Consider the following 22,329-nt stretch of genomic DNA (forward strand, 5'->3'; position numbering starts at 1 on the left):
ATGTGGTCTGATATTTTGACCGGCTATGGCATTTTTATTTTAGAGATTTTAACGATTTTACTTGTGATTGCTGCTATTGTCGCAATGATCATTTCAGCAAAACAGCGTAATGCAACACATCATGGTGAATTGGTCGTGACAGATCTTTCGGAAGAATTTAAGGAAACAATAAAGCATTTACGCGATTTCCAGCTTTCAGAAGAAGAACTTAAACAAGCAGAAAAAGCGGAGAAGAAAGCGAAAAAGCAAGAGGCAAAGGCGTTAAAAGCGAAATTAAAAAATGGTGAGAAAGAAACGCCTAAACCTTGTGTTTATGTGCTCGATTTTAAAGGTGATATTTCTGCATCAGAAACAACCGCACTTCGAGAAGAAATTTCGGCGATTATTAATGTAGCAAAAGCCGATGATGAGGTCTTACTACGTTTAGAAAGTCCTGGAGGTGTTGTTCATGGTTATGGTTTGGCCGCCTCGCAGTTAGCTCGCTTAAAACAAAAAGGGGTTAAATTAACGGTTGCAGTTGATAAGGTTGCTGCAAGTGGTGGGTATATGATGGCTTGTGTGGCAGATAAAATTGTTTCCGCACCTTTTGCGATCATCGGTTCTATTGGTGTTGTAGCTCAAATTCCCAATATTCATCGTTTATTGAAAAAACATGATGTCGATGTTGATGTGATGACAGCAGGAGAATTTAAACGCACCGTTACAGTATTAGGTGAAAATACTGAAAAAGGAAAACAGAAATTCCAAGCAGAACTTGAAGAAACTCACCAATTATTTAAACAATTTGTGGCTCAAAATCGACCGCACTTAGATGTGGATAAAGTCGCAACTGGTGAGCATTGGTTCGGTCAGCAAGCGCTAGATCTTCAGTTAGTCGATGAGTTAGCAACCAGTGATGATATTATTCTCGAAAGAATGAAAGATAAGTCTGTGATCTCCGTGAAATATAAAGTGAAAAAGCCACTTTTACAAAAAATAGGTAAGCAAGCTGAAGAGAGTATTGAGGGAATTATCCATCGAAATTTGACAAAAAATGGACAGGATTTTATTCAATAAGAAAAAAATTTACTTATTTGACAACTCTTTACACAACTTTACAAAAAAGTTCCATAAAAAATCATTTTTTAATGTTTTTTTATTTACAAGTTAAAGAATTATGACTACCATACGCCATGAAACTTTTTATAGTTTTATTTGTAAAATTTATAAAGTTTAGTTGTGTAGGTTCTTCTTGCAAGGATTGCACCTTAACAGTAAAAAGGTAAAGAAATGAAATTATCTCGTATTTTATTATCTGCAGTAGCAGTAGCGACAGTTGCTGCTTGTGGTAACTTAAGCAAAGTTACAGAAGCTGGTACTCCAGAATATAAAGAAGTTGATGGTCAACAAGTACCACAACTCGTATGGCCTAAGATTGATAAAGCTGGTTTCAACCATGACGGTAGCCAATTTGGTTCATGGCCAAACTGGGATAACGTTCGTATGATCGAACGTGGTATGAACAAAGACCAATTATATAACCTAATCGGTCGTCCACACTTCTCTGAAGGTTTATACGGTGTTGAAGAGTGGGATTATGTGTTCAACTATCGTGAAAATGGTGTTCACAAAATTTGTCAATACAAAGTATTATTTGACAAAAACCACAATGCTCAAAGCTTCTTCTGGTATCCAAATGGTTGTAACGGCAACTCAGCATTTACTTTAAGTGGTGACTTCTTATTCGACTTCGATAAAGATACTTTAACTCCACGTGGTAAAGAAGTTGTTGATAACGTTGCTGCACAATTAAAAGAAACTGGTGCTAAAGAAGTTAAAGTTGCAGGTTATACTGACCGTTTAGGTTCTGATGCTTACAACTTAGATCTTTCTCAACGTCGTGCTAACCGTGTTAAAGCTCGTTTAATTCAAGATGGCGTAACATCTGAAATTACAGCTGTTGGTTACGGTAAAGTACCACAAGTTAAAGCTTGTAACGGTTACAAACACGCAAGTAAAGCTGAGAAAGACTGTTTACGTCCAAACCGTCGTGTAGAAATCACTGCTTCTGGTTCTGTATTAAAATTACAAGAAGGTGGTCAAGTTAACGGTGGAACTCAAGGTCCAGCACCTCTTTATCAAAAATAATAGATAGAGAAGATAGAAAGAGCGTAATGAAAATTACGCTCTTTTTTTATCTGATGTTTAAGAAATTATTCAAGTAGAAGTTCTTCAATCAATTTAGTGGTTAAGTTGATATAGCTTCCATTAAAACGATGGCTGAAATTTAGCAGGTAATATAGCTGATAAAGGTGTTTTCTTTCTTCAAAACCTTCTTTGTCAAGTGGGAAAGTGCGGTCATAAATTTCATAGAATTCAGCTGAGAAAGGTTGGAAAAGCTCACTGAATGCTAAATCACACTCTCTATCACCCCAGTAGCAAGCAGGATCGTAAGTAAAGGTTTGATTTCCTACAATAGCGGTATTTTCAATCCATAAGTTACCATGTAACAAAGAAGGTTTAGGATTATGTTTTGAAAGTTTGTGTTTTACTTTTTCAATAATTAAATCAATATCACCAAAGTCTAAACCTTTATCTTTGCAGAGTTGTAATTGCCATCCAATACGCTGTTCTGCAAAAAACTTCGCCCAACTTCCATTCCATTTATTTGGCTGATACTCAGGACCAAGCCAAGTATCAAAATCTAATCCATAGTTTTTAGTGCCAGACACTTGATGGAGTTTTGCTAATTCTTCAGCAAAATGTGGCGTTGCATTGGTTTGTTGAGTAATAGGAAGCGCTTCTAATAATAAGAAACTATGGTTTTGAGAACAGCCTATACCATATACTTGCGGAAGTCGGATTGTATTGGTTTTGCCTAGTAGGTTTAATTGGTCAGCTTCTGCACGAAACATTGAACGATAGGACCGTTCATTCACTTTAACAAAGACTGGTTGGATTCCATCCGTAATGAGCCAAGTTTCATTTACTTCGCCACCAGGCACTTTGTTTTTTTCTTTGATGTTATAGTAAGCACCAAATTGATCAGCTAAGACTTGAGAAATTGATTTCCACATAATACGCCTCCTAGACATGGTCGATTCTTCTTCATTCTAACGAAAGCGTTAAAAATTACTGTGATATATCTCAAAAAATAGCAAAAATTTTTGTCATTTTTCACCTGAAACATCAATTCACCAATAAACGCGTGATTTTTTAATGAGTTAGTATTATCATTAGGTGTATTTTAGTTAGAAAAGATAATCAGGGGAAACTATGCAACATCTGAAAGATCTTGTTGAGAAAGCAAAATCGGCGATTGAACAAATCGAAAATAAAAGTTTAACCACATTAGATGAAATTCGTGTGGAATATTTTGGTAAAAAAGGGCATTTTACCCAACTTATGCAGGAATTGCGTAATGTTGCAGCGGAAGAGCGTCCTGCAATGGGCGCTAAAATCAATGAAGCGAAACAAGCGGCATTAGATTTTTTAAATGCTAAAAAAGCAGAATGGGAACAAGCTGAACTCAATGCGAAATTAGAAAAAGAACGTATTGATGTGAGCCTTCCAGGTCGTAAAACAGAAACGGGTGGTTTACACCCAGTGACTATTACCATCAATCGCGTAACAAAATTCTTTTCAGAGTTAGGTTTTTCTGTGGAAACCGGTCCCGAAATCGAAAGTGATTATTACAATTTCGATGCATTAAATATCCCTAAACATCACCCAGCACGTGCTGATCACGATACATTCTGGTTTAATCCTGAATTATTACTTCGTACACAAACCTCAGGTGTGCAAATTCGTACCATGGAAAAAATGCAGCCACCTATTCGTATTATGGCGCCAGGTCGAGTATATCGTAACGACTACGATCAAACGCACACACCAATGTTCCATCAAATTGAATTGCTTTATGTAGATAAAAAAGCAAACTTCACCGAGTTAAAAGGTTTATTACACGATTTCTTACGTGCATTTTTTGAAGAAGATTTACAAGTTCGCTTCCGTCCTTCTTATTTCCCATTCACTGAACCTTCTGCAGAAGTCGATGTAATGGGGAAAAATGGTAAATGGTTAGAAGTATTAGGTTGTGGTATGGTGCATCCTAATGTGTTACGTAACGTAGGTATTGATCCAAATGAATATTCTGGCTTCGCTGTAGGCATGGGGGTTGAGCGTTTAACCATGTTACGCTACAACGTCACAGATTTACGTTCATTCTTTGAAAACGACTTACGTTTTTTAAAACAATTTAAGTAATTAACCGCTAGGTTAAATTGACGATAATGATTAATTTAGAACGTAACACGTTCATCAATAAAGGATACAGAGATAATGAAATTTAGCGAAAATTGGGTGAGAGAATGGGTTAATCCATCAATTTCAACAGAGCAGTTATGTGATCAAATCACGATGCTTGGTTTAGAAGTTGATGGCGTTGAAAAAGTAGCAGGCGACTTTACTGGAGTGGTTGTAGGTGAAGTTGTTGAATGTGCTCAGCACCCAGATGCAGACAAATTACGTGTCACTAAAGTAAATGTTGGTGGCGACCGTTTGTTAGATATCGTTTGTGGTGCACCAAATTGCCGTCAAGGTTTAAAAGTGGCATGTGCAACTGAAGGTGCGGTATTACCTGGTGATTTTAAAATTAAGAAGACTAAATTACGTGGCCAACCCTCAGAAGGGATGCTTTGTTCATTCTCTGAATTAGGCATTGATGTAGATGCAGATGGTATTATTGAGCTACCGTTAGATGCACCAGTGGGTACAAATCTACGTGAATATTTAGATTTAGATGATAAAGCCATTGAAATTAGTTTAACGCCAAACCGTGCAGATTGTTTAAGTATTGCAGGTGTTGCACGTGAAGTTGGTGTGGTGAATAAACAAGTTGTTAATCAACCGCACTTTGATGCCGTACCTGCAACGATTTCAGATAAAGTTCAAATTGAATTAAAAGCGCCAGAAGCATGCCCTCGTTATTTATTGCGCGTGGTGAAAAATGTCAATGTTAAAGCGCAATCACCAATTTGGTTACAAGAAAAATTACGTCGTTGTGGTATTCGTTCTATCGATCCTATTGTAGATATTACCAACTATGTTTTACTTGAATTAGGTCAACCAATGCATGCTTTTGATGCATCAAAAGTATCTCAACCTGTTCAAGTACGTTTAGCCAATAACGGCGAAGAACTTGTTTTATTAGATGGTACAACCGCAAAATTACAACCGAATACTTTAGTGATTGCAGACCAAACTGGTCCATTAGCAATGGCAGGTATCTTTGGTGGTCAAGCTAGCGGTGTTGATGCTGAAACAACAAAAGATGTAATTTTAGAAGCAGCATTCTTTGCACCACTAGCGATTGCGGGACGTGCAAGACAATACGGTTTACACACTGATTCTTCACATCGTTTTGAACGCGGTGTTGATTTTACGCTACAACGTCACGCAATGGAACGTGCAACAGCATTGTTACTTGAGATTTGTGGCGGTGAAGCAGGCGAAATTTGTGAAGTGGTGAGTGAGCAATATTTACCAAAAGTCAATGAAGTCACTTTACGTCGTGAAAAATTAGATAGCTTATTAGGACATCATATCGAAACTGAAACCGTGACCGAGATTTTTGAGCGTTTAGGTTTTGCGGTGAAATATGCTAATGGTGTTTGGACTGTAACTTCAGCAAGCTGGCGTTTTGATATTGAAATCGAAGAAGATCTCATTGAAGAAGTCGCACGTATTTATGGCTATAACAGCATTCCAAATAATGCACCATTAGCACATCTTCGTATGCGTGAGCATAAAGAGTCTGATTTAGATTTAAGCCGAATTAAAACCGCTCTTGTGGATGCAGATTATCAAGAGGCGATTACTTATAGCTTCGTTGATCCAAAAGTACAAACTTTACTTCATCCAGAAATTGAAGTACTTGTATTACCAAATCCAATTTCAGTTGAAATGTCAGCTATGCGCGTTTCATTGTTAAGTGGATTACTCGGTGCAGTACTATACAACCAAAATCGTCAACAAAACCGCGTGCGTTTATTTGAAACGGGATTACGTTTTGTTCCTGATGCCAATGCAGAATTTGGTGTGCGCCAAGAATTTGTTCTTGCAGGTGTGATTACCGGTACAGCAAAATCAGAATGTTGGACAGGTAAAGCAGAAACGGTTGATTTCTTTGATCTTAAAGGTGATTTAGAAAGTATTCTTTCTCTTACCGAAGTGGGGAATCGAGTTAAATTCGTGGCAAAAGCATACAGTGCCTTGCACCCAGGTCAATCTGCTGCAATTGAATTAGATGGAAAAGAAATTGGTTTTATTGGAACTATTCATCCACTTATTGCTCAAAAACTAGGATTAAATGGCAAAGCGGTTGTTTTTGAAATTTTATGGGATGCCATTGCAAATCGTCGTGTGGTTCAAGCCAAAGAGATTTCAAAATTCCCTGCGAACCGTCGTGACTTAGCTTTAGTTGTTTCAGATAATGTCCCTGCAGGCGATATTATTGATGCATGTAAACAAGCCGGCGGAGAAAAATTAACACAAGTCAATTTATTCGACGTATATCAAGGCATTGGCGTTGCTAGCGGACATAAGAGCTTAGCAATTAGTTTAACCATTCAAGATAATGAAAAAACGCTTGAAGATGATGAGATTAATGCGGTAATCTCTGCTGTATTAAACGAAGTTAAACAACGCTTTAATGCGGAGCTTAGAGACTAAACAGGAGACTAACATGGCAACGATTACAAAAATTGATATTACTGAATACTTATTAGATAAGTATCAATTACAAAAAGCGGAAGCTAAAGCATTAGTGGAAGACTTTTTTGAGGAAATTCGTTTATCGTTAGAATCTGGTGGCGAAGTGAAATTATCCGGTTTTGGTAATTTTGAACTTCGTAATAAAGCTTCCCGTCCAGGGCGTAATCCAAAAACAGGTGAAAGTATTCCTGTTTCTGCGCGCCGTGTAGTGGCATTCAAGCCAGGGCAAAAATTACGTGCTCGCGTGGAAAATACCAAGCCAAAACAATAGTAAGAAAAGTGCGGTCGTTTTTGACCGCACTTTTGTCAGGATTGAACATGAATAAGATTAAATGTGCTTTTTTAGTCGTAGGAAGTTTTTTGCTTTTTGCTTGTTCAAGTGGTGTTCGTGAAGAATATGCCATGAACTATAAAGGTCAGATTGGAGATCCGATTATAGCGATTGCCATGTTAAGTGAACAACAATACGAATGGGCGGGTACACCTTATGTGTTAGGTGGGCAGTCTCGTGGTGGTATTGATTGTTCTGGTTTTGTGCAAAAGACCTTTATTGATCGTTTTAATATCAACCTTCCTCGAACTACGAAAGATCAAGCGGGTTACGGAAAACTTGTTCGTAAAGAAGATATCCAAACAGGCGATTTAATTTTCTTTAAAACGGGACGCGGACCAAATGGCTATCATGTGGGGATTTATGTGAAAGAAGATAAATTTTTACACGCTTCAACTAAAGGTGGCGTCATTTATTCTTCGATGAATAGCCCTTATTGGAAAAAAGCTTTTTGGCAAGTTAGACGAGTATAGTGGAAATAAAAAAGTGCGGTTAATTTTAACCGCACTTTTCTTTTATGGATTTGCTGTAGGGCGAATACCTAATGTATGGCAAATCGCATAAGTGAGTTCACTACGATTTAATGTGTAGAAGTGGAAGTCATTCACGCCTTCACGAGAAAGGATTTTTACCATATCCATTGCCACACTCGCCGCGACGAGATTACGAGTAGTAGGATCATCATCTAATCCTTCATATGCTTTAGCCAACCATGCTGGAATTTTTACATTCGTGAATGATGCCATTTTTTGCAGTTGTTTGAAATTAGTAACAGGCAGAATACCTGGAACAATTTCAGCCTCAATACCAATGGATGCACAGCGATCACGGAAGCGAAGATAACTGTCAATATCAAAGAAGAATTGAGTAATGACATGATTCGCACCTGCATCAATTTTACGTTTCAAATTGATTAAATCTGCTTGTGCTGATTTTGCTTCAGGATGAACTTCAGGGTATGCTGCAACTGAGATATCAAAGTCAGCTACGGAGCGGAGTAGTTCAACTAAATCAGCCGCATAGAAAGGTTTTTTCGCATAGCCTTTGGGCTCATCGCCGCGTAAAGCCACAATGCGACGAATACCGCTATCCCAATAATCTTTTGCAATTTCTTTTAATTCTTCTGGTGTGGCATCAATACCCGTTAAATGTGGTGCAGCTTCTATACCTGTTTCTGCTTTAATGGCTTTCACGATGCTATGTGTACGATCACGTTCACCTGAGTTGGCGCCATAGGTGACGGAAACAAATTTAGGATTTAATACTTTTAAGCGATGGATGGAATCCCAAAGCATGCTTTCCATTTTTTCATTTTTAGGCGGAAAGAATTCAAAGGAGACATTAATTTTTTTGTTAGTATCAGCAAGATGTTGATTTAAAGTGTTAATTTCGTTTGCGTAGCTCATAGCATGCCTTCTTACGTTTTTTATTAGAATGGACTTATCATAAGATAAGAAGTAATATGCGTCAATTTCAATGATTTCATCAAAATAATGAATGAAATTAATGATTGTTTGTTGTGCGTTGTATTTTAAAAGAAAATCAATTTATTTGCACAAAAAGTTAGCATTTTTTCTAAAAATAGGTATAATACGCCGACCCTGTAAATGCACGGATTCCCACCGTGCATTATTTTATCGAGATCACACTCGAAGGGGTGGAGATTAAGATTAATGGTTGTGTTTCAATCAATATGGAACACTGGGTATCAAACTTATATTTTGGTAATTAATTAATGAAAACTTTTGTAGCAAAACCGGAAACAGTAAAACGTGACTGGTATGTGGTAGATGCGACAGGTAAAACTTTAGGTCGTTTAGCTACTGAATTAGCACGCCGTCTTCGTGGTAAACACAAGGCTGAGTACACTCCACACGTAGATACTGGTGATTACATCATCGTTATCAACGCAGACAAAGTGGCAGTAACTGGTCGTAAAGAAACAGATAAACTTTACTACTGGCACACTGGCTATGTAGGTGGTATCAAACAAGCGACTTTCAAAGAAATGATCGCTCGCCGTCCTGAAGCGGTGATTGAAATTGCGGTTAAAGGTATGTTGCCAAAAGGTCCATTAGGCCGTGCAATGTTCCGTAAATTAAAAGTGTATGCAGGTGCAGAACACCAACACGCAGCACAACAACCACAAGTATTAGACATTTAATCACGAGGTTTAGGAAATGGCAGAGAATCAAAACTACGGCACTGGTCGCCGCAAAAGCTCTTCAGCTCGTGTATTTATCAAACCGGGCAGTGGTAAAATCACTATCAACCAACGTGAATTAGACGTATATTTCGGTCGCGAAACAGCTCGTATGATCGTACGTCAACCGTTAGAATTAGTGGAATTAACTGATAAATTAGACCTATACATCACTGTTAAAGGTGGTGGTATTTCTGGTCAAGCGGGTGCAATCCGTCACGGTATCACTCGTGCATTAATGGAATATGATGAGACTTTACGTCCTGCTCTTCGTGCAGCTGGCTTCGTTACTCGTGACGCACGTCGCGTTGAACGTAAAAAAGTTGGTTTACACAAAGCACGTCGTCGTCCACAATACTCCAAACGTTAATTTTTATTATCGTTTCAAGAAAGCAGAGAGCAATCTCTGCTTTTTTTATATCTGTAAAAAACAAATTAATTTAAAATTACCGCTCTTTGATTTCTTGCTTCTTGTTTGTAATCAATTGATTTTAAAAAGAAAATAAGAAAATATTGGCAATTTGGCTCTCGGTTATGTTAAAATAATCGCCCACTTTTAGTAGAAGTATATAGATTATTTTGGATCTTCGGAGGAATAAATGTCCAATGCATCAAGTAAACGTTCAGTAATGACTCTTTTTTCAAATAAAAATGACATTTACTGCCATCAGGTAAAAATTGTCTTAGCTGAAAAAGGTGTTGCTTACGAAAACGAAGAAGTTGATTTGCAAGCATTATCAGAAGATTTAATGGAATTAAATCCTTACGGCACATTACCAACATTGGTGGATCGTGATTTAGTATTATTCAGCTCACGCATTATTATGGAATATCTTGATGAGCGTTTTCCACATCCTCCACTTATGCCAGTTTATCCCGTTTCTCGTGCGAAAAGCCGTCTTTTAATGTTACGTATAGAACAAGATTGGTATCCGACATTAGAAATTGCTGAAAAAGGCACGGAAGTTGAACGTGAAGAGGCGTTAAAACAGTTAAAAGAAGAATTGTTAGCGGTATCAGTTATCTTCCAACAAACCCCTTATTTTATGAGTGAAGAGTTTGGCTTAGTCGATTGCTATGTTGCACCATTATTATGGAAATTACGCAATATGGGTGTTGAATTTAGCGGTACTGGAAGTAAAGCAATCAAAGGCTATATGGATCGTGTATTTAGCCGTGATTCATTCTTACAATCTGTAGGTGAAGCTGCACCTAAAAATTTAATGGATGATAAATAATGATCCATACACCTTCTCCAAAACGTCCTTATTTACTAAGAGCCTATTATGATTGGTTAGTGGATAACGATTTCACCCCATATTTAGTGGTGGATGCTAATTATTATGGTACCAATGTGCCTGTGGAATACGTGAAAGATGGGCAAATCGTCTTAAATCTTTCAGCGGGGGCGACAGGGAATTTGCAATTAACGAATGATTTTATTCAGTTTAATGCACGTTTCCAAGGTGTAGCTCGTGAGTTATATATTCCAATGGGCGCCGCTTTAGCCATTTATGCGCGTGAAAATGGTGATGGCGTGATGTTTGAGCCAGAAGAAATTTACGATGAATTAAATCGTGAGCCAACATCAGAACAGCCATTAAGTTTTGCAGAAGCGGTAGATAAGCCTAAGGCTGAAAAGAAACTACAGAAATCAGCATCTCATTTACGAATTGTGGATTAATGAAAGAAAAACAAAAGTGCGGTTAATTTTAACCGCACTTTTTTATTTATTATTTTGTTGCTGCTTTCATATTGCGAACAAACTCGGCGAGCTCAGATAAGCATTGAGCCTGATTATCTAAATTTCGCTCAATAATTTTTACAGTTGCAGAACCTGAAATTGCGCCGGCTGCACCCAGTTGAAGCGCTTCTTTCACTTGAGCAGGTTGAGCAATACCAAAACCTTGTAGAATTGGTGGAGCCTTATGGGCTTTAAGTTGTTCTACGAGTGTATCTAAGTTCGCAGCGTGAGCTTGGTTTTCCGCACTTGTTACACCTGCACGAGAAACTAAATAGGTATAACCTTCGCTATTTTCAGCAACGCCTTGTACCGTTTTGGCATCAGCATTTGGTGGGCAAATAAAGACAGGTTGAATGCCATGCTTTTTAGCGGCTTGAATATAGTCTTCTTTTGCCAATAGTGGAATATCTGCCACTAAAACCGCATCTACGCCGACTTCTGCACAACGTTGATAGAAATTATCTAAGCCTTTCGCAAAAATTAAATTCGCACAAAGGAGTAAGCTAATCGGAATTTCTGGATATTTTGACCGCACTTTAGCGAGTAATTTAAAGCTATCCTCAGTGCTATGGCCCGCATTGAGCGCACGGTTATTAGCCGCTTGGATAACGGGACCGTCTAATAGTGGATCAGAAAATGGAAAGCCTAATTCCAACGCATCTGCGCCATTTTCGACTAACGTGCAAATAATCTCAAAAGAGCGATCAAATGTTGGATCGCATAATGTCACGAAAGGTACAAAAGCCCCTTCTTTTTTCGCTGCAAGCTCTGCAAATTTAGTTTCAAAACGGCTCATTATTGCATTCCTTTTTCTTTTAAAACTTTATCAACGGTGAAAATATCTTTATCACCACGACCAGAGAGATTCACCACTAAAATTTGTTCTTTATTCGGTTCTTGATGAATCATTTTTAATGCGTGTGCTAATGCATGCGAACTTTCCAATGCAGGAATAATCCCTTCATGTTTTGCTAACGCTTGGAAAGCATTTAATGCTTCATCATCTGTAATACTTGGGTATTCTGCACGACCAATACTTTGCAAGTAAGCATGTTGAGGCCCAACAGAAGGGAAGTCTAATCCAGCAGAAATAGAGTAGGATTCTTCCACTTGACCATCTTCAGTTTGCATTAAAGGTGATTTCATACCGAAATAAATGCCCACTTTTGCATGACCTAATGGTGCACCATGTTCACCACTTTCAATGCCGTGACCAGCAGGTTCCACACCAATTAAGCGCACACCTTTTTCATCAATAAAATCAGTAAACATACCAATCGCATTCGAACCACCACCGACTGCAGCGATGACAGCATCCGGTAAGCGCCCTTCTTTTTCTAAGATTTGACGTTTAGTTTCTTCACCAATCATTTTTTGGAATTCACGCACAATCGTTGGGAATGGATGAGGGCCTGCTGCGGTACCTAATAAATAATGGGTGTTTTCATAGTTGGCTGACCAATCACGCATTGCTTCACAGCATGCATCTTTCAATGAGCAAGAGCCTTTTTGAACAGGAATCACTTCTGCGCCCATTAAACGCATACGGAATACGTTTGGTGATTGACGTTCTACATCTTTCGCCCCCATATAAACACGGCAAGGCATATCTAACATTGCACAAGCAAGAGCTGTTGCTACACCATGTTGGCCGGCACCGGTTTCGGCGATAATGCGTGTTTTACCCATGCGTTTCGCTAATAAAATTTGACCTAACACTTGGTTGGTTTTATGGGCACCACCGTGAAGTAAATCTTCACGTTTTAAATAAATTTTTGCTTTTGTACCTTTGGTTAAATTACGGCAAAGGGTAAGTGCGGTTGGTCTGCCCGCATAATTTTTAAGTAAATCTTGAAATTCACGTTGGAATTCAGGATCGTCTTTTGCTTCAACAAAGGCTTTTTCTAGCTGTTGTAGTACCGGTACGAGAATTTCCGGTACATACATTCCGCCAAATTCACCGAAATAAGGATTTAAAAGGGTTTCTGACATAATATTTCCTTGTTATTTTTGAATTCTTGCGACATTAAGTGGTGCAAAGGTTTGTGCAGTAGGCATCACTTCAATGCGATTAATATTGACATGTTCAGGTTGTTGATTGAGCCATAACACAATATTAGCAATATCTTGTGGACTGACATATTCCACATTTTCATAGAGTTTTTGTGCTCGGGCATCGTCACCTTTAAAGCGAACATTCGAAAATTCAGTTCCACCACAAAGACCAGGCTCAACATTGGTCACGCGAATTTGTGTTCCAGCAAGATCGGCTCGAAGATTTAAACTAAATTGTTTGATAAAAGCTTTAGTGCCACCGTATATATTGCCACCTGGATAAGGATAAGTCCCCGCAATTGATCCTAAATTAATAATATGGCCTGAATTGCGTTCTACCATTTGTGGTAAAACAAGACGAGTGATAGTGACGAGACCTTTAATATTGGTATCAATCATTTGCATCCAATCGTCTAAATTCGCTTTATCTGCACTTTCTAAGCCTAATGCTAATCCTGCATTATTCACCAATAAATCAATGGATTGCCAATTAGCGGGAAGGGAATGGAAAGCATCTTCTGTTGCCAGGCGATCTGAAATATCAAAGGCAAGAAAATGGAAATTTTCACTTAATTCTTGCTGTAATTGTTCTAAACGAGCTACACGGCGTCCTGTGCCAATTACACGATAGCCATTTTCAATGAGTGTGCGACAAATTGCCGTACCAAATCCGGCAGTTGAGCCGGTTACTAACGCTGTTCTTTGCATAATGCTTCCCCTTAGCAATCAGATTAATTTGATAAAATCTTATTAAAAACTGACCGCACTTTTTCGCTATCTTTCACGCCAGTGGCAGTTTCTACACCAGAATTGAGATCAACCCCTAAGCAACCTTGCTTAATAGCTTGTTCAATATTGTCAGGTGAAATGCCACCAGCCAAAATAATTTTGTGTTTCAAGTTTTCAGGAATGAGTGACCAATTAAAGGTTTTTCCTGTGCCACCTTGTTGATTAGCAGATTGGCTATCGAAAATATAGCGAGTGATATTTAAATCATCAGTAAAATCAACCGCACTTTGTGCTTCAGTATTCACCGAAATGGCTTTCCAAATTTGTATTTCTTCAGGCAGTTCGTGACGAAGTGCGGTAATAAATTCAGCGGTTTCTGAACCGTGTAGCTGAACGGCATAAAGTTGCAATTGTTTAGCGATTTTTACAATAAAATCAATTTCTTGATTCTGGAATACGCCCACAAAACGAAGTGGTGATGCTGTCACTAATTCTTGGGCTTGACGTAGGCTCACACAGCGTTTTGAATGTTCGACGAAAATTAAGCCGCCGTATAATGCTCCGTTTGCGTAAACCTCTTTGACATCTTGCGTGCGAGTTAAACCGCATACTTTATTTTCTCCAAAAATCACTTCACGCACAGCATTATTTAAATCAGCACTGCCCATTAGGCTGCTACCGATTAAAAAGCCATGTGCCACTTTTTGCAAATCACGAATTTGACTGTGATTATAAATCCCTGATTCGCTGATAATACGTGCATCAGTAGGAATGCGATCGGCATATTTTTGTGTGAGTTTTACCACGCGGTTTAAATCAACGGTGAGATCGTGAAGATTACGATTATTAACACCGATAATTTTTGCACCTAATGCAAGGGCACGCTCAAACTCTTCTTCGTTGCTGGTTTCCGTCAATACGCCCATGCCGAGAGAATGCGCCAGATCAGCGAGTACGTGATAGGTTTCATCATTCACCACTGAAAGCATCAATAAAATAGCATCAGCTTGATAGTAGCGCGCAAGATACACCTGATATTCGCTGATCATAAAATCTTTGCACAATACAGGTTGTGAGACAACGTCACGTACTTGCGGCAAATAGTCAAATTTACCTTGGAAGTATTTCTCATCCGTTAGCACAGAAACAGCTGAAGCATAATGTTTATACACATTGGCGATTTCATCTAAATTAAATTCACCACGAATTAATCCTTTAGAAGGTGAAGCTTTCTTGCATTCCAAAATATAAGCGGGCTTTTGAAGGGTGCCTTTATCCAACGCATCATAAAAAGAGCGGTCAGATTTTTGAATGTTTTCTTTAAATTGTGAAAGCGGAAATTCAGCTTCCTTTGCTTTAACCCATTGCGCTTTGTCTAAGACTATTTTTTGTAAAATTGTTGGTTTATTTTTTAAGTTTATCTTCATTTTGGATACCGATATATTGTTCAATTATTTCCAAGGGATATGTTAAGTATCTCGTGATAACAGCTCCATATAAACCTGCAATAATTGCAAATAATATTGTTTTGTATTGTTCTTGTAAGGTTTGAATATTAATCAAGAACATCTGTATACAAAGAACAGATAAATACATTAAAAATAATGTCAATCCTTTATCAGCCTTATCTTTTAGCTTAAATGGTCTCTCTAGGAGTGGGATTGAGGTTAATGGAATAAATAAACAAGCGACATTAAATAATATGATTAATTCAATGGTTATAACACTATTTGTTGAGCAATATATTGAGATATATAATATTATTGCAAATAGTGAGATTGTGAATAATGAATAATATTTTTTTCTTGAATTATAATATTCTTCATCTGTCATATATCGCTCTTCCTTAGTGTAAGAGAACATAAATTTTACCTAGTATTTTGTCAAATGTTGTAATGTCTCAAACGCTTTGCCTGATGCAAGGTGAGCCAATACATTTTGAACATTTTGTTTTAAGTCATCATGACCAAATAATTTCAACAATAATGCCACATTTGCAGCCACTGCATTGGCATGTTCCCCTTTGCCTTTACCTTGTAAAAGTGCGGTTAGATATTGGGCATTCTCTTGCGGTTCGCCACCACGTAAACTTTCTAAAGATTGTGTTTTTAAACCAAAATCTTCTGGGGTTAAAGTGAAGTAGTCAATTTTGCCGTTTTTAATTTCAGCGACTTGGGTTTCACCATGTACGGCGACTTCATCAAGACCCGCACCATGAACCACAAAAGTATGTTGATGGCCTAATGCAACAGCGGTTTCAGCATAGGTTTTCACTAATTCAGGTGCATACACGCCAAGCAAATGATAAGTTGGGCGAGCAGGGTTAATTAATGGACCTAAAATATTAAAAAGTGTACGCGTTTTTAATGCCGCGCGAACAGGGGCAACATGTTTAAAACCACTGTGATATTGTTGAGCAAATAAGAAACATACCCCAATATCATCAAGCGCTTGACGAGCTTGTTCTGGTGTAACGTTGACATTCACACCGAGTGCGGTTAATACATCACTGGCACCTGATTTGCTCGATACACTGCGGTTCCCGTGTTTGGCTACTTTAGCACCCATAGAGGCTGCAACAATGGCACTCGCAGTAGAAATATTAATCGTATTTTGGCCATCACCGCCAGTACCCACAATATCCGCAAAAGGGTAGTCTGGACGAGGGAATGATTTGGCATTGTTCAAGGATGCCGATACCGCACCACTTAATTCCTCAATGGTGGCACCACGTACTTTTAACGCAATCAGCATGGCAGCGATTTGTTCGTTATTTAGTTCACCTTGCATAATGGCATTAAAAATGACCGCACTTTCTTCTTTATTAAGTATTTTTCCGCTGTAAAGTTGTTCTAATAATTGAGCCGTTTGCATAATCTCATCCCTTATACGTAAATATCGTAATCTAAATCGCGAGCTTCATCGCCAGTCATACCACGGAACCCCCAACAATGCGCCGGTTGTTCTTTAATCGTAATTTCAACGTTGTGAGATTTAATACCAATTTTGTATTCCAGTTCACTGAAAAGCATTTTGATTAAACGTTTTTTCGTGCCTTCCATACGACCTTGCATAAGATTAATTTCAATAACGGTGTAATCATCGTTACGATCGATAGGATAAAGAAAATCTTCTTTATCTAAACATAAAAAACGAATCGCATGCTTTCCGCGAGGAATGTCTAAACCAAGGTTTAAACAGTTATAAATTACTTCAGCAATATCTTGACGACGAGGTGCAAGCACTTCTTTTAATCCATATACGGTAATCATTTTTCTTCCTTAATCTCTGTTTAATAACCATTCCACAGATTGTTGTAATAATTTTGAACCTTGCACAGTAAGGATGCTTTCTGGGTGGAATTGGAAAGCACAAATTGGCAAGGTTTTATGACGAATTGCCATCACGATACCATTGTAATCGGCATTGACAATAAATTCGTCAGGCAGATTTTTACCCATCAAAGAGTGATAACGAGCCACAGGCATTGGGTTGGCAATATCTTTAAACATGGCTTGGTTATCGTGTTGAATGCGCGATACTTTACCATGTAATACTTCGCCTGCATGTACAACCTCTCCACCAAAGGCTTGAATAAGCGCTTGGTGGCCCAAGCAAATCCCGATAATTGGCACATCATTTTTTAAACGTTCAATGAGCGGGAGTAAGATACCAGCTTCTGCCGGGGTACCTGGTCCTGGAGAGAGCGCAAGAATTGTATCGGGTGTATTTAATGCTTCTTGCACCACTTGTTCTAAATTGGTGTCATTACGATAAATTTTTACGTTATGTCCAAGCACACGGAATTGATCCACTAAGTTATAAGTGAATGAATCAAAATTATCTAAAAAGAGAATATTAGCCATAATTTATCGTCCTTATTTTGCTTGGGTATTGATTTGTTTGATTGCTTTAAGCACTGCAGCCGCTTTATGGCGAGTTTCATCCGCTTCCATTTGAGGATCAGAATCCAATACTTCGCCACAGCCTGCTTGAATATGGGCAATGCCATTTTGAACAAAAGCAGAACGAATCACAATACAGGTATCAAAACGACCGTCAGATGTAAGATAGCCAACCGCACCGCCATAGCTGTGGCGTTTTTGCTGTTCAAATTGATAGATTAACTGCATGGCTTTAATTTTAGGCGCACCAGTTAGTGTTCCCATATTCATACAAGCTTGATAAGCATGTAAGGCGTCAAGTTCAGGACGAAGTTTACCCACTACGCGAGAAACCAAATGCATGATGTGCGAATAGCGATCTACTTGCATTAATTCAGCGACTTTACGTGTACCGCTTTGGCATACGCGAGCAATGTCATTACGCGCTAAATCCACCAACATTAAATGTTCGGCTTGCTCTTTATGATCAAGGCGTAATTCTAATTCCAAACGTGCATCTAATTCTGGATCAATATTACCATGTGCATCAAAACCACGCGGGCGAGAACCTGCAATTGGATAAATTTCTAATTGGCGATTGTCTGGCGCATATTTCAACGCACTTTCAGGTGATGCGCCAAATAAAATGAAATCCTCATCGTTCATATAGAACATATAAGGACTTGGATTGTTAAGCTTTAATTGTGCGTAGCTCGCAAGGGTATTCGGACAAGCTAATGAAAAACGGCGGGATGGCACGATTTGGAAAACATCACCAATATTAATATGATGTTTTAACGCTTTAACGATACCTGTAAATTCAGGATCTTCAAAGTTGGTGCTGACCTCATCACTTGCTGCTTTAATGGAAAGTACGCCATCAATATTTTTTAATTTTTGTGCAATAGAAAGTGCTGTTTTCGCGACTTCCACTTGTTCTTCTTGACTAAAACAGAAGCTTTTTAAGGTAGCTTGTTGGCTTTGATGATCGATGGTAATTAAGTTTTCTGCGAGATAGAAACTGTAATCAGGGCAGTGAATACCATCATCTTTTAATTCAACACCTTGCATTGGAATAAAATTTGCCACCAAGTCATAAGCAAATAAACCACCCAAAAAGACTGGCGTACTGCTATGTTGATAATGGTTAGAAATGACACGAAGTCCATCAAAAATGGTTGCAGCTTGTAATTTACTGTCTTCATCTAATTGATTATCGAGCGGTGCAAATTGCACAGAAAATTCATCATCAAAATTGACCGCACTTACAGTACCGAGTTGGCTTAATACGGGATGAATTTCTTTTAAAACTTGTTTTCCGTTCGCATTCAGTGCTCTAAATGTCACTTGATTGCCTAAACAAGTGATTTTAACGGCCGCATTAATTAGAATAAGACTTTGTAAGCTATTTTTGCTACCAATTTCGGCAGAGTCGAGGAGAAGAGAATTTGAGTTCTGTTGGCATAATGTATTAAAAATTGCGGTGGTGTCGGCATGATAGGGAACCGGTTGAGAGGTCACCGCAATAAATGGGGTATTTTTCATAATGAATCCTTTATTCTGAACTTTTGCACTATTAAACTAGTACACGATACATAAGTCAAGAAAATAATCAAAAAATTGGCGTAATTTTACAATATTTTTTTAATTTTTAACCAACAAGATTAGAAATAGAGATTTTCTGTCAGAAAAAAAGCCATTTCGAGGCATATCTCAAAATGGCTTAATAGAGGGAATAGATTCAGAGATTAGAGAGAAGCAACAATCTCATCAATTTTATTTCTTGCTGAACGCTGTGCTTTTTCAATCGCTTCAGCACCTAATCCGATACCTTTTGCATAAGCAAACTGAACATCGGTAATGCCAACAAAACCTAAAATCGCTTTTAAGTAATTCGTCACATTGTTGTTTTCATCATACATGCCACCAAAGCTCGCTAATACAATCGCTTTTTTGCCTTGAAGTAAACCTTCAGGGCCATTTGCGGTGTATTGGAAAGTTACACGAGGGCGAGCGATAAAATCAAAATAAGATTTAAGTTGTGTTGGGATGCCTAAGTTATACATTGGTGCACCAATTACGATGATATCCGCTGCTTTTAGTTCAGACACTAATTCATCAGATAAGGCTAAAAGAGCATTTTCTTCCGCTGTTTTAGGTTCACCACGTACTGCAGTTGCCGCTGTTGCATCAAAATGGGGAAGGGGGTGCGCCGCTAAATCACGTACTATAATATTGTGGCCTTTTAATTTTTCAATGGTGTAGTCGGCTAATTTATTGCTTTGAGAGTTATCTGCAAGGATGCTTGATTTTAATACTAATACGTTCATAGAGTTTCCTTTAATTTGTGTCTATCAAAAGTGCGGTCATTTTATCGGAAATTTTGAATAGATAAAGTAACTATTAGGAAAATCATTGTTTACTCATTGGAAAGAATTAAGCGAGATATTAACAAGCGTGGTGGAAAGTGCTAAAATTCTCCGCCGCACTTGGTTTGCTCAATAGTGGGAGTGAATGAAAGTGCGGTTTGTTTTTAATCATTATTTGCATGTTGCCTTTCGTATGGGCGACCACTGTAGAAGGAAAAATTATGCCTATTATTACTTTACCGGACGGTTCTAAACGTGAATTTGATCGTCCAGTTTCTGTGTTAGAAGTGGCTCAAGATATCGGAGCCGGTCTTGCCAAAGCAACCATCGCTGGCCGTGTAAACGGTGAACGTCGTGATGCCTGTGACATCATCAATGAAGATGCCAACCTTGAAATTATTACGGCAAAAGATGAAGACGGTTTGGAAATTATTCGTCACTCTTGCGCACACTTGCTTGGTCACGCAATCAAACAATTATTCCCAGATGTCAAAATGGCAATCGGTCCAACGATTGAAAATGGCTTCTATTATGACGTGGATTTAGACCGTTCTTTAACGCAAGAAGACATTGATGCTATCGAAAAACGTATGCTTGAATTGGCGAAAACCAATTATGACGTCATCAAAACTCCGGTAAGCTGGCAAGAAGCAAGAGATACTTTTGAAAAACGCGGTGAGCCATACAAAATGGCTATTTTAGATGAAAACATCGAACGTACCGCAACGCCTGCGCTTTATCATCACGAAGAATACATTGATATGTGTCGTGGACCACATGTGCCTAATATGCGTTTCTGTCAACACTTCAAATTAATGAAAGTGGCTGGTGCGTACTGGCGTGGTGATAGCAAAAATAAAATGTTACAACGTATCTACGGTACGGCTTGGGCTGATAAAAAACAATTAGCGGAATACTTAACGCGCTTAGAAGAAGCCGCAAAACGTGACCACCGTAAAATCGGTAAAGCGTTAGATTTATATCATATGCAAGAAGAAGCACCGGGTATGGTGTTCTGGCATAATGATGGTTGGACAATTTTCCGTGAATTGGAAACCTTCGTACGTACTAAATTAAAAGAATACGATTATCAAGAGGTGAAAGGTCCGTTCATGATGGACCGTGTGTTGTGGGAAAAAACAGGTCACTGGCAAAACTACGGCGATTTGATGTTTACTACACAATCAGAAAACCGTGAATATGCGATTAAACCAATGAACTGTCCAGGACACGTTCAAATCTTCAATCAAGGTTTAAAATCTTACCGTGATTTACCAATCCGTATGGCGGAATTTGGTTCTTGTCACCGTAATGAGCCATCGGGTTCTTTACACGGTTTAATGCGTGTACGTGGCTTCACTCAAGATGATGCACACATTTTCTGTACTGAAGACCAAATTGAAAGTGAAGTAACCAGCTGTATCAAAATGGTTTACGACATTTACAGCACTTTCGGTTTCCAAAATATTCAGGTGAAATTATCTACTCGTCCTGAAAAACGTATCGGTGCTGATGATATGTGGGATCGCGCAGAAGCAGGTCTTGCGGCAGCATTAGCGCATAACGGTCTTGAATATGAAATTCAAGAAGGTGAAGGTGCATTCTATGGACCGAAAATTGAGTTTGCATTACGTGACTGCTTAGATCGTGAATGGCAATGCGGTACCATCCAATTAGACTTTGCATTACCTGGTCGTCTAAATGCGTCTTATGTGGCAGAAGACAATGATCGTCGTACACCGGTTATGATTCACCGTGCGATTTTAGGTTCGATTGAACGTTTCATCGGCATCATTACTGAAGAGTATGCGGGTTTCTTCCCTGCATGGTTAGCACCAGTTCAAGCGATTGTGATGAACATTACAGATAGCCAAGCAGACTACGTGCAAAAAGTCGTGAAACAACTTTCTGATGCTGGATTACGCGTTAAAGCTGATTTACGTAATGAAAAAGTCGGCTTTAAGATCCGCGAACACACCTTACGTCGCGTACCTTATATGCTTGTTTGCGGTGATAAAGAAATCGCTGAAGGCAAAGTGGCAGTACGTACCCGTAAAGGTGCTGATTTAGGTACTTTCACGATTGAAGAATTTGCTGAAATCTTAAAATCCCAAGTAAGACAACGTGAGTTGAAATTGTTGGGTGAAGAGTAATTGACTCTTTAAAATCTTAATTAAAAATGACCGCACTTTGATGTGCGGTTTTTTTATATTTACGATATAAAAATAGACTCAAGTATCTCTTTCTTCTATATAATAGCC

Annotated in this window: 23 protein-coding genes; 11 read left to right on the plus strand and 12 right to left on the minus strand. The window is 38.5% G+C overall.

Annotated elements, in window-relative coordinates; genetic code table 11:
- Nucleotides 1-1,056 carry a protease SohB gene (gene sohB / locus AC979_RS06295; protein ID WP_049373405.1) on the plus strand — a complete coding sequence of 352 codons (1,056 nt, stop codon included), beginning with the start codon at nt 1-3 and terminating at the stop codon, nt 1,054-1,056.
- A 213-nt stretch (nt 1,057-1,269) separates the two neighbouring features.
- Nucleotides 1,270-2,127 (plus strand): OmpA family protein, encoded by an 858-nt coding sequence (locus AC979_RS06300; protein WP_049373406.1) that lies wholly within the window; start codon nt 1,270-1,272, stop codon nt 2,125-2,127.
- A gap of 65 nt (nt 2,128-2,192) precedes the next feature.
- On the opposite strand, the gene AC979_RS06305 is transcribed toward AC979_RS06300, so the two are convergent.
- Nucleotides 2,193-3,056: a fructosamine kinase family protein gene (locus AC979_RS06305; protein ID WP_049373407.1), complete on the minus strand. Its 864-nt coding sequence runs from the start codon at nt 3,054-3,056 to the stop codon at nt 2,193-2,195.
- A gap of 199 nt (nt 3,057-3,255) precedes the next feature.
- On the opposite strand from AC979_RS06305, the gene pheS reads away from it, so the two are divergent.
- The 4 genes from pheS to AC979_RS06325 all read left to right on the plus strand — a co-directional run bounded on the left by pheS (nt 3,256) and on the right by AC979_RS06325 (nt 7,557).
- On the plus strand, nt 3,256-4,245 hold the full coding sequence (gene pheS, locus AC979_RS06310; protein ID WP_049365446.1) for a phenylalanine--tRNA ligase subunit alpha: 990 nt from the start codon (nt 3,256-3,258) through the stop codon (nt 4,243-4,245).
- A 75-nt stretch (nt 4,246-4,320) separates the two neighbouring features.
- Nucleotides 4,321-6,711, plus strand: a complete 2,391-nt coding sequence (gene pheT / locus AC979_RS06315) for a phenylalanine--tRNA ligase subunit beta (RefSeq protein ID WP_049373408.1) — start codon at nt 4,321-4,323, stop codon at nt 6,709-6,711.
- Nucleotides 6,712-6,724: 13 nt separating this feature from the next.
- Nucleotides 6,725-7,024, plus strand: coding sequence for an integration host factor subunit alpha (locus AC979_RS06320; RefSeq protein WP_005697518.1), 300 nt, complete (start codon nt 6,725-6,727; stop codon nt 7,022-7,024).
- Nucleotides 7,025-7,071: 47 nt separating this feature from the next.
- Entirely contained in the window at nt 7,072-7,557 is a 486-nt protein-coding gene (locus AC979_RS06325) for a C40 family peptidase (protein ID WP_049373409.1), read from the plus strand.
- 42 nt (nt 7,558-7,599) lie between these two features.
- Here the strand turns inward: AC979_RS06325 and metF are convergent, their stop codons facing one another.
- Nucleotides 7,600-8,490 (minus strand): methylenetetrahydrofolate reductase, encoded by an 891-nt coding sequence (gene metF / locus AC979_RS06330; RefSeq protein WP_049365449.1) that lies wholly within the window; start codon nt 8,488-8,490, stop codon nt 7,600-7,602.
- 329 nt (nt 8,491-8,819) lie between these two features.
- Here metF and rplM point away from each other — a divergent pair, with 329 nt between their 5' ends.
- From rplM to AC979_RS06350, 4 genes are all read left to right on the plus strand, one after another.
- Nucleotides 8,820-9,248, plus strand: coding sequence for a 50S ribosomal protein L13 (rplM, locus tag AC979_RS06335; protein ID WP_005628896.1), 429 nt, complete (start codon nt 8,820-8,822; stop codon nt 9,246-9,248).
- Between the two features lie 16 nt (nt 9,249-9,264).
- Nucleotides 9,265-9,657 (plus strand): 30S ribosomal protein S9, encoded by a 393-nt coding sequence (gene rpsI / locus AC979_RS06340; RefSeq protein WP_005696173.1) that lies wholly within the window; start codon nt 9,265-9,267, stop codon nt 9,655-9,657.
- 229 nt (nt 9,658-9,886) lie between these two features.
- Nucleotides 9,887-10,525 carry a stringent starvation protein SspA gene (gene sspA, locus AC979_RS06345; RefSeq protein ID WP_005696172.1) on the plus strand — a complete coding sequence of 213 codons (639 nt, stop codon included), beginning with the start codon at nt 9,887-9,889 and terminating at the stop codon, nt 10,523-10,525.
- Complete coding sequence (locus AC979_RS06350) at nt 10,525-10,971, plus strand: ClpXP protease specificity-enhancing factor (RefSeq protein WP_049373410.1); 447 nt, start codon at nt 10,525-10,527, stop codon at nt 10,969-10,971. The genes sspA and AC979_RS06350 overlap by 1 nt, the downstream gene beginning before the upstream one ends.
- Before the next feature lie 49 nt (nt 10,972-11,020).
- On the opposite strand, the gene trpA is transcribed toward AC979_RS06350, so the two are convergent.
- The 10 genes from trpA to AC979_RS06400 form a co-directional block, all read right to left on the minus strand.
- On the minus strand, nt 11,021-11,827 hold the full coding sequence (gene trpA, locus AC979_RS06355) for a tryptophan synthase subunit alpha (RefSeq protein ID WP_049373411.1): 807 nt from the start codon (nt 11,825-11,827) through the stop codon (nt 11,021-11,023).
- Nucleotides 11,827-13,023 (minus strand): tryptophan synthase subunit beta, encoded by a 1,197-nt coding sequence (trpB, locus tag AC979_RS06360; RefSeq protein WP_049355740.1) that lies wholly within the window; start codon nt 13,021-13,023, stop codon nt 11,827-11,829. Before trpB ends, trpA begins: the two co-directional genes overlap by 1 nt.
- Before the next feature lie 12 nt (nt 13,024-13,035).
- Nucleotides 13,036-13,794 (minus strand): SDR family oxidoreductase, encoded by a 759-nt coding sequence (locus tag AC979_RS06365; RefSeq protein WP_049373412.1) that lies wholly within the window; start codon nt 13,792-13,794, stop codon nt 13,036-13,038.
- Between the two features lie 23 nt (nt 13,795-13,817).
- Nucleotides 13,818-15,242, minus strand: a complete 1,425-nt coding sequence (trpCF, locus tag AC979_RS06370; protein WP_049373413.1) for a bifunctional indole-3-glycerol-phosphate synthase TrpC/phosphoribosylanthranilate isomerase TrpF — start codon at nt 15,240-15,242, stop codon at nt 13,818-13,820.
- The gene (locus AC979_RS06375; protein WP_152670489.1) at nt 15,220-15,648 is read right to left on the minus strand and encodes a hypothetical protein; all 429 of its coding nucleotides are present in this window, start codon (nt 15,646-15,648) and stop codon (nt 15,220-15,222) included. Before AC979_RS06375 ends, trpCF begins: the two co-directional genes overlap by 23 nt.
- Before the next feature lie 39 nt (nt 15,649-15,687).
- On the minus strand, nt 15,688-16,689 hold the full coding sequence (gene trpD, locus AC979_RS06380) for an anthranilate phosphoribosyltransferase (RefSeq protein ID WP_049373415.1): 1,002 nt from the start codon (nt 16,687-16,689) through the stop codon (nt 15,688-15,690).
- 11 nt (nt 16,690-16,700) lie between these two features.
- Nucleotides 16,701-17,087, minus strand: coding sequence for a tautomerase family protein (locus AC979_RS06385; RefSeq protein WP_005629316.1), 387 nt, complete (start codon nt 17,085-17,087; stop codon nt 16,701-16,703).
- Between the two features lie 9 nt (nt 17,088-17,096).
- Nucleotides 17,097-17,681: an aminodeoxychorismate/anthranilate synthase component II gene (locus tag AC979_RS06390; protein WP_005697516.1), complete on the minus strand. Its 585-nt coding sequence runs from the start codon at nt 17,679-17,681 to the stop codon at nt 17,097-17,099.
- 12 nt (nt 17,682-17,693) lie between these two features.
- Nucleotides 17,694-19,244 (minus strand): anthranilate synthase component I, encoded by a 1,551-nt coding sequence (gene trpE, locus AC979_RS06395; protein WP_049373416.1) that lies wholly within the window; start codon nt 19,242-19,244, stop codon nt 17,694-17,696.
- Between the two features lie 203 nt (nt 19,245-19,447).
- Nucleotides 19,448-20,029 (minus strand): FMN-dependent NADH-azoreductase, encoded by a 582-nt coding sequence (locus tag AC979_RS06400; RefSeq protein WP_049373417.1) that lies wholly within the window; start codon nt 20,027-20,029, stop codon nt 19,448-19,450.
- Between the two features lie 260 nt (nt 20,030-20,289).
- Here AC979_RS06400 and thrS point away from each other — a divergent pair, with 260 nt between their 5' ends.
- On the plus strand, nt 20,290-22,221 hold the full coding sequence (gene thrS, locus AC979_RS06405) for a threonine--tRNA ligase (protein ID WP_049373418.1): 1,932 nt from the start codon (nt 20,290-20,292) through the stop codon (nt 22,219-22,221).
- Nucleotides 22,222-22,329 lie beyond the last annotated feature (108 nt).

Source organism: Parahaemophilus parainfluenzae, from assembly GCF_001053575.1.
Lineage (GTDB): Bacteria > Pseudomonadota > Gammaproteobacteria > Enterobacterales > Pasteurellaceae > Haemophilus_D > Haemophilus_D parainfluenzae_S.